Here is a 7,750-nt window from a genome sequence, read left to right as displayed (position 1 = left end):
TCCAGCCCGAAGGCCGCGTCGGCCGCGCCGCTGGCCACGGCCTGCGCGGCCGCGCCGTGCGACGGCTCGATCAGCGCAAAGGCCTCCGGCATCTTCAGGCCGGCCTGTTCGATCAGTTCCTCCAGCAGCACCCGCGTGCCGGTGCCCTCGGGGCGCCCGACCCAGCGCAGACCGGGCCGCGACAGGTCGTGCAGCGACCCCACCTTCAGCGGATTGCCGGGCGCCGTCATCACGCCCTGAACGCGCTGCGCGAAGCCGATCAGCTTGTGGTGGCCCGGCTTCAACCGTGCGCGGTAGGTGCGTGCACTGACCGAGCCGCGCGCCACGCCGTCCAGCACGTGGAAGCCGGCGAGCAGGCAGCCGCCGGCGTCGAGGGTGTGCAACGCGTCGAGGCTGCCGGCGAACTCGATGTCGAGGTGCAGCTGTTCCGCCAGCGCCAGTTCTCGCAGCAGCGGCAACGCCTGGTCATGGCTGGCGCAGACGCTGAGCACGTCGACGCGGTCGTCGAAGGCATCCGCGAAGGCGCGCTCCAGCTCCATGCGCAGCGACTCGATCTGCGGCGCGAGCCGCGCCTGCGCCCGACGCTCGGCCCACAGCAGCTTGTCGCCGAAGGACGTGAGCACCGCACGCTGGCCCTTGTTCCAGATGATCAGCGAGCGGCCCAGTTCGGTCTCCCAGCGCCGCAGTTCACCCCAGACATGCCGGTAGGAGAACCCCAGCGCCGTGGCCGCGGCCGAGATCGAACCGCCGCGGTGCAGCGCGTCGAGCAGCGCGAACAGCGGGTGATGCACCGGCCCGGCGGCGCCGTCGGTCCCGAGCGAATAGGTGAGCTGCACGCGCTGCGGCGAACGGGTCGGTGCAGGCGAGTCGTCGTTGTTGTTGCTATGCATGCTCGTTCATATCGATTTGGCGTCCGTGCATATCTAGCATCGCCACGATTGCAGTGTGCCCCAAGGGCGTACGCCGTCCGGAACGGGCCAGGGAATGAATGCTTTTGTCGAGAGTGTGCGCACGGCCGTGAGCCTGATCGTGCAGGCCGATGCGCAATTGCTGCGCGTCGTGGGTCTGTCGCTCGGGATCAGCGGCACCGCCTGTGCATTGGCCGCCGCGGTGGGCCTGGCCGGCGGCGCCGCGCTGGCGGTGCTGCGGTTTCCCGGCCGGCGCGGCGTGCTGGTGCTGCTCAACACGCTGCTGGCGCTGCCCTCGGTCGTGGTGGGCCTGGTGGTCTACCTGCTGTTGTCGCGCTCGGGCCCCCTCGGCGCATGGGGCCTGCTGTTCACGCCGACAGCGATGGTGATCGCGCAGACGGTGCTGGTGGTGCCGGTGGTGGCTGCGCTCACGCGCGAGGCCATCGCCGACAGCTGGAAGCAGCACGGCGAGCAGCTGCGCTCGCTCGGGGCAGGCCGCTGGACCAGCGGCGCGCTGCTGCTGTGGGACGAGCGGCTGGCGCTGCTGACGGTGATGCTGGCGGCCTTCGGCCGCGCGATCTCGGAGGTGGGTGCGGTGATGATCGTGGGCGGCAACATCGATGGCCACACGCGCGTGATGACGACCGCCATCGCGCTCGAGACCAGCAAGGGCGACTTGCCGCTGGCGCTCGCGCTGGGCATGGTGCTGCTCGGCGTGGTGCTGCTGCTCAATGTACTGATCGCGCTGGTGCGTGCCTGGAGCACGCGCTCGCACGGGACGGCGCAAGGCGGCGCAAGCGACGGCAGTCGGGCTGCAGGAGCGATGCATGGCTGAACAGGCCTTGATTGCCCTGGAGTCGGTGGGCCTGCGCTACGGCGCGCTCGAGGCGCTGCGCGCCGTGAACCTGAGCATCGTCCCGGGGGAGTGCGTGGCCTTCGTCGGGGCCAACGGCTCGGGCAAGAGCACGCTGCTGCGGGTGCTGCACGGGCTGCTCGCACCGAGCGCCGGCGTGCGCCGGCAGCGCGAGGCCCTCGACGGCCGGCCGCTGCGCTTCGCGATGCTGTTCCAGCGGCCCTTCCTGTTCCGCCTTTCCGTCCAGGCCAACGTGCGGCTGGGCCTGTGGCTCGGCGGGGTGCGTGGCGAGGAGGCCAAGGTGCGCAGCGCACAGGCCTTGCAGCGCGTCGGGTTGGCCGCCGAGGCGGCGCGTCCAGCGCGCGCGTTGTCGGGCGGCCAGCAGCAGCGACTCGCGCTGGCGCGCGCCTGGGCGCTGCAGCCCGACGTGCTGCTGCTCGACGAGCCGACCGCCAGCCTTGACCCGAGTGCCAAGCGCGAGGTCGAGAACCTGCTCGCCGAGTTCGCGACGCAGGGCATGACGCTGTTGATGGCGTCGCACAACCTGGGGCAGGTGAAGCGGCTGGCGCAGCGCGTCGTGTACCTGGAGCACGGCCGCGTGCTGGCCGACGTGCCGGCCGCACAGTTTTTCGAGGGGGTGGCGCTGCCGCCCGAGGCCAAGTTGTTTCTCAAAGGAGAGTTGCCATGGTGAAGTTCGACAGGCGGGCGCTGCTGCGCCATCTGGGCATGTTCGCGATCGCGCTCGGCGTGGCCGGCGCAGCGGTCGCGCAGGACAAGAGCATCGTGATGGCGTCGACCACGTCGACCGAGCAGTCCGGCTTGTTCGCGCACCTGCTGCCGGCGTTCAAGAAGGCCAGCGGCATCGACGTGAAGGTGGTGGCGCTCGGTACCGGCCAGGCGCTGGACATGGGCCGTCGCGGCGATGCCGACGTGCTGTTCGTCCATGACCAGGCGGCCGAGGAGAAGTTCGTCGCCGAAGGCTACGGCCTGAAGCGTAGCCCCGTGATGTACAACGACTTCGTGCTGATCGGCCCGAAAGCCGATCCGGTGGGCGTGAAGGGCGCCGACATCGTGGCCGCGCTGGGCACGCTGGCGAAGAGCCCGTCGAGCTTCGTGTCACGTGGCGACAAGAGCGGCACGCATGCTGCCGAACTGCGCTACTGGAAGGCCGCCGGCATCGAGGCCCCGAAGGGCACCTATGCCGGCTACCAGGAATGCGGCTGCGGCATGGGCCCGGCGCTGAACATCGCCGCGTCCAGCAATGCCTATGTGCTGGCGGACCGCGGTACCTGGCTGTCGTTCAAGAACCGCGCCGACCTGGCCGTGCTGGTGGAGGGCGACAAGCGCCTGTTCAACCAGTACGGCGTGATCGTGGTCGATCCGGCCAAGCACCCGCACACCAAGACGGCCCTGGCGCAGGCCTTCGCCGACTGGGTGGTCTCTGCGGAAGGCCAGGCCACGATCGCCAGCTACCAGATCGGGGGCCAGCAACTGTTCTTCCCGAACGCCGCAACCAAGTGAAGGCCGCCGCGCTGGCTCTGGTCGCCGCCGTGACGATGACGCTGGGCATGACGGGCGAGGCGAGCCGGGCCGGCGCGCCGGACGGCGAACTGGTGGTCTTCGCCGCAGGCAGTCTGCGGGCCCCGCTGGCCGAGATCGGCCGGCAGTTCGAGGCGCGCGAGCCCGGAGCGCCGCTGCGCTTCGTGTTCGGCGCATCCGGCCTGCTGAAGGACCGTCTGTCGGCGGGCGAGGCGGCCGAGGTGTTTGCTTCAGCCAACATGGCGCACCCGCAGGCGCTGGCCGCTGTCGGCCGGGCCGGCGTGGTGCAGCGCTTCACGCGCAATCGCCTGTGCCTGCTGGCGCGGCCCGAGGCCGGCGTGACGGCCGACAACGCGCTGGACCGCCTGCTCGATCCTGCCGTGCGCGTGGGCACGTCCACGCCCCAGGCCGATCCTTCGGGGGACTACACCTGGGAACTGTTTCGCCGCATCGACGGGCGTGGTGCTGCGTACGCCGGAGCCTACGAATCGCTCGATCGCAAGGCCCTGAAGCTGACCGGCGGGCCGGCCTCGCCACCGCCCCCCGCCGGCCGCAGCGTCTATGCGGCGCTGCTCGAGGCGGGGCAGGCCGATGTGTTCATCACCTATTGCACCAATGCCCAGCAGGCCCAACAGGAACTGCCTGCCTTGCAGCGCGTCGACCTGCCGGAGGACGTGAACGTTTCTGCCGACTACGGCGTGGCGCTGTTGGAGCGTGCGGGTCCGCGGGCCCAGCGGTTCGTCGACTTTGTGCTGGGTCCGGCCGGGCAGGCGGTGTTGGCGCGGCAGGGGTTCGCGCCGCGCTGACGTCGTCGACAGACCTCAGAGCGGATCGAGCCCCAGCGACCGGCTCTCACCGAACACCGTATCGGGCCCGTCCTGCCGGGCCGGCACGGCGCGGCGGCGGCCCTGGCGCTTGGCCTCGTAGAGGGCGAGGTCGGCGCGGTGCTGTGCGGCGGCGAGCGATTCGCCTGTTTGGATCTGCACCAGCCGAAGCTCAGACTCAACGGCAGCGGGAAGTTCTTGCTCGCCAGGTCGAGATTGCGCGTGATGCGATCGGCCACGTGCAGCGCATCGTCGACGCTCGCACCGGGCAGCAGCAGCATGAACTCGTCGCCCCCGACACGGCCCATCACGTCGCGTGTGCGCAGCGTGTCGCGCGTGCAGCGGGCGACCAGCCGCAGCGCCGCATCGCCGACGGCATGGCCGTGGTTGTCGTTGACGTGCTTGAAATGGTCGATGTCGAACAGCATCAGCACCGACGGCGGCGCGGCGCCGTTGCCGACGATCGCGGTGGCCAATTCCTCGAAGTGACGGCGGTTCGGCACCTGGGTGAGCATGTCGATGTCGGCCAGCACGCGCAGCTGGCGCTGAGTCTCGCGCAGGTCGCGCACGGTGCGCTCGTGCGTGAGCACCAGGCAGAGGTAGACCGTGAACAGCATGCTCAGGAGCAACGGCAGCACCACGCCGGTGACCACCAGCGATTGGGCGGGCAGCGCGCCGGCGCCCTGGGAGAACATGCCCGCCAGGCGCAACATGGGGACGGCGGCCTGAACGATCATCACCGCCATCAGCAGCTTGAGGGCCGGACTGCGGCGGAAGTCGTCGAGCTTGCCGATGAAAACGGCGGCGTAAAGCAGCAGGATCAGCGAGCCGGCGCCATAGGCCAGCGACCGGATCGGCTGCGGCGCGGAAGCCAGCCAGCAAGCCAGCCAGCCGAGGTAGCAGGCGACATACAGCGCGACATCGATCCGCGTCGAAGAGAACTGCCGGTCGCGCGAGAAGAAGCGGCGCAGTCCGGTGGTGATCAACACCGGCCAGACCATCACCAGCAGGCAGGCCGGGACCACGGCCACCGGCCACAGGTTGCGCAGTCCGTGCAGCGCCGCTCCCAGGGTGGCCAGCCACATGGCCCCCACCCACCACCAGTAGCCGCGGTAGACGCGCTGGCTCAGGCCGAACACCGACATGATGGCCGCGGTTGCTCCCATCACGACGACGGCCAGCAGCATCAGCGTCGGCAGGTGGATCGTGAAATCGGAGGTCACGGGCGGTTTCTGCAAGGGGTAACCCGCGATTCTGGGAGTCGAGGCGTGGGTGATGGCTCCCCCAAAAGGGGGTGCACGTCAGGTCCCGAGCGGCGCCGGCGCAGGAGGCCGTTCGCGGGCCGGCAGGAGTTCACGGCACTTCGCTACCATCGTGCCCCGCTAGATCGTGCGCAAACGCACTGACGGAGACCGAGCATGGCGATGGACGTGATCGATTACGAGATCAAAGGCGCAGAGATGCAGTTCGTCGAGGTGGAACTCGACCCCGGCGAGGCCGCCATCGGCGAAGCCGGCAGCATGATGTTCATGGACGCCGGCATTGGCATGGACACGGTGTTCGGCGACGCATCTGCGCAACAGGGCGGCTTCTTCGGCAAGCTGCTGGGGGCCGGCAAGCGCCTGGTGACCGGCGAATCGCTGTTCACGACGGTCTACACCAACAACGTCGGCAGCAAGCAGCGCGTGGCGTTCGCGGCGCCGTACCCCGGCAAGATCCTGCCGATGGACCTGCGGACCTTGGGCGGCACGCTGATCTGCCAGAAGGACGCCTTCCTGTGCGCGGCGCGCGGCGTCAGCTGGGCATTGCCTTCCAGCGCAAGCTGTCGGTCGGCTTCTTCGGCGGCGAGGGCTTCATCATGCAGAAGCTCGACGGCGACGGCCTGGCCTTCGTGCATGCCGGCGGCACCGTGCTCAAGCGCGAACTGCAGCCGGGACAGACGCTGCTGGTCGACACCGGTTGCGTCGTGGCCTACACGCAGAGCGTCGACTTCGAGATCCAGTACGTCGGCAAGGTCAAGACGGCGCTGTTCGGTGGCGAAGGCCTGTTCTTCGCCAAGCTGACCGGTCCGGGCACGGTGTGGCTGCAGAGCCTGCCGTTCTCGCGGCTCGCATCGCGGGTGTTCGCCGCAGCACCGCAGCGGGGCGGTTCGCGAGAGGAGGGTTCGGTGCTCGGTGGCTTCGGCGCCGGGGGGCTGCTGGGCGCAGTGCTGGGCGGCGACGAGGAATAGCGCGCGAGCGGGCGACCGCGCGTCGCCGCATCAGACCGGCTGCGTGCGCGCCAGCAGCCAGGCCCGCGCCGTGCCGCTGACGAGCGGCACGAGCCGCTCGCGCACCGTGGCGTGGTAGCGGTTCAGCCAGTCGATCTCGTCGGCGCGCAGCAGTGAACGCTCCAGGCAGCGCGTGTCGATGGGGCACAGCGTCAGGGTTTCGAATGCGAGGAAGTCGCCGAACTCGTCGCCTGGCGCCGTCACGTTGAGCACCAGGTTCTCGATGCGCACGCCCCAGCGGCCCGGTCGGTACAGGCCTGGCTCGATGCTGGTGACCATGCCTGGCTCCATCGCCATGTCGGGCGTCGGGACGGCCTTGCTGATCGACTGCGGGCCTTCGTGCACGTTGAGGAAGTAGCCGACGCCGTGGCCGGTGCCATGCCCGTAGTCGAGCGACGCAGCCCACAGCGGCGCCCTCGCGATCGCGTCGAGCATCGGGCTCGCCGTGCCGCGCGGGAAGCGCGTCTGGCTCAACGCGATCGTGCCCTTCAGTACCCGCGTGTAGTCGTGCTTCATCGCCTCGGTCGGCTCGCCGATCGGCCAGACGCGCGTGATGTCGGTCGTGCCGCCCAGGTACTGCGCGCCGGAGTCGATCAACAGCAGCCCGTCGGCGGCGACCCCGGCGGTGCTGGAGATCACCGCATGGGCTTCGGGCGTGGCCCGATAGTGCGGCATCGCACCGTTGGCATTGAAGCCGGCGATCACTGGAAAGCTCAGCGAGACGTAGTCGGGCTGGCGCGCTCGTTCGGCGCTCAGGCGCTCGTCGATGGTCAGCTCGGTGATCGGCTCGCGGCCGAGCGCGCTCTCGAACCAGGCATAGAAGGCGCACATCGCCGCACCGTCGCGTGCCATCGCTTCGCGGATGAAGGCGGCCTCGGGGGCGGACTTGCGGCTCTTCGCGAGCGTGGACGGGTTCACGGCCTCGATCAACCGCACCGAGGCCGGCACCGCCTCACGCAACCCCAGCGTCACGCGCCGCGGATCGATCAGCAGGCGCGCATCGGCGGGCAGGGCGGCGAGCGCGGTGCGTGCCTGCCCGTAGGGTCGCAGTTGCACGCCCTCGGCACCCAGCATCGCGGCCAGTGCGGCGTCGACCTTGCCTTCGCCGATGAACAGCAGGGCGTCCGAGGCCGACACCAGCGCGTGCGCCAGGAACACCGGGTTGTAGTCGACGTCGGCACCGCGCAGGTTGAACAGCCAGGCCAGGTCGTCCAGCGTGGAGATGAGGTGGTGACTCGCGCCGCGCGCCGCCATCGCCGCGCGCAGTGCGCCAGCTTTTCGCTGCGCGGTGCGGCGCGTGCGGTGCGCGGTGCTCGTAGACCGGCACCGCGGGCAGCGCGGGGCGCTCGGCCAGGCG

At 70.1% G+C, this 7,750-nt stretch carries 6 protein-coding genes and 2 pseudogenes; 5 read left to right on the top strand and 3 right to left on the bottom strand.

Annotated elements, in window-relative coordinates:
• Window positions 1–890: substrate-binding domain-containing protein (locus x551_RS16020; RefSeq protein WP_051512091.1), on the bottom strand; the 890-nt coding region annotated here is incomplete at its 3' end.
• Window positions 891–984: 94 nt separating this feature from the next.
• Here x551_RS16020 and x551_RS16015 point away from each other — a divergent pair.
• The 4 genes from x551_RS16015 to x551_RS24545 are packed head-to-tail and all read left to right on the top strand — an operon-like array spanning window position 985 to window position 4,106.
• Window positions 985–1,743 (top strand): ABC transporter permease, encoded by a 759-nt coding sequence (locus x551_RS16015; protein WP_011829816.1) that lies wholly within the window; start codon window positions 985–987, stop codon window positions 1,741–1,743.
• The gene (locus tag x551_RS16010; protein WP_152543545.1) at window positions 1,736–2,452 is read left to right on the top strand and encodes a phosphate ABC transporter ATP-binding protein; all 717 of its coding nucleotides are present in this window, start codon (window positions 1,736–1,738) and stop codon (window positions 2,450–2,452) included. Before x551_RS16015 ends, x551_RS16010 begins: the two co-directional genes overlap by 8 nt.
• Window positions 2,453–2,487: 35 nt before the next feature.
• Window positions 2,488–3,282: an extracellular solute-binding protein gene (locus x551_RS16005; RefSeq protein ID WP_253950396.1), complete on the top strand. Its 795-nt coding sequence runs from the start codon at window positions 2,488–2,490 to the stop codon at window positions 3,280–3,282.
• Window positions 3,279–4,106, top strand: coding sequence for a molybdate ABC transporter substrate-binding protein (locus x551_RS24545; RefSeq protein WP_036249472.1), 828 nt, complete (start codon window positions 3,279–3,281; stop codon window positions 4,104–4,106). Before x551_RS16005 ends, x551_RS24545 begins: the two co-directional genes overlap by 4 nt.
• Here x551_RS24545 and x551_RS23630 read toward each other — a convergent pair.
• Window positions 3,992–5,347, bottom strand: coding sequence for a diguanylate cyclase (locus x551_RS23630; RefSeq protein ID WP_051512087.1), 1,356 nt, complete (start codon window positions 5,345–5,347; stop codon window positions 3,992–3,994). The genes x551_RS24545 and x551_RS23630 overlap by 115 nt on opposite strands.
• 195 nt (window positions 5,348–5,542) lie before the next feature.
• Here x551_RS23630 and x551_RS15990 point away from each other — a divergent pair.
• Window positions 5,543–6,354, top strand: a pseudogene (locus tag x551_RS15990) (TIGR00266 family protein).
• Between the two features lie 30 nt (window positions 6,355–6,384).
• Here x551_RS15990 and x551_RS15985 read toward each other — a convergent pair.
• A pseudogene (locus tag x551_RS15985) lies at window positions 6,385–7,750 on the bottom strand (aminopeptidase family protein P); the annotation flags it as partial.

The sequence above is a fragment of the Methylibium sp. T29 genome (assembly GCF_000576205.1).
GTDB lineage: Bacteria > Pseudomonadota > Gammaproteobacteria > Burkholderiales > Burkholderiaceae_C > Methylibium > Methylibium petroleiphilum.
The sequence above is the reverse complement of the archived record's forward strand: the minus strand, read 5'-3'. Positions and strand labels throughout refer to the sequence as shown.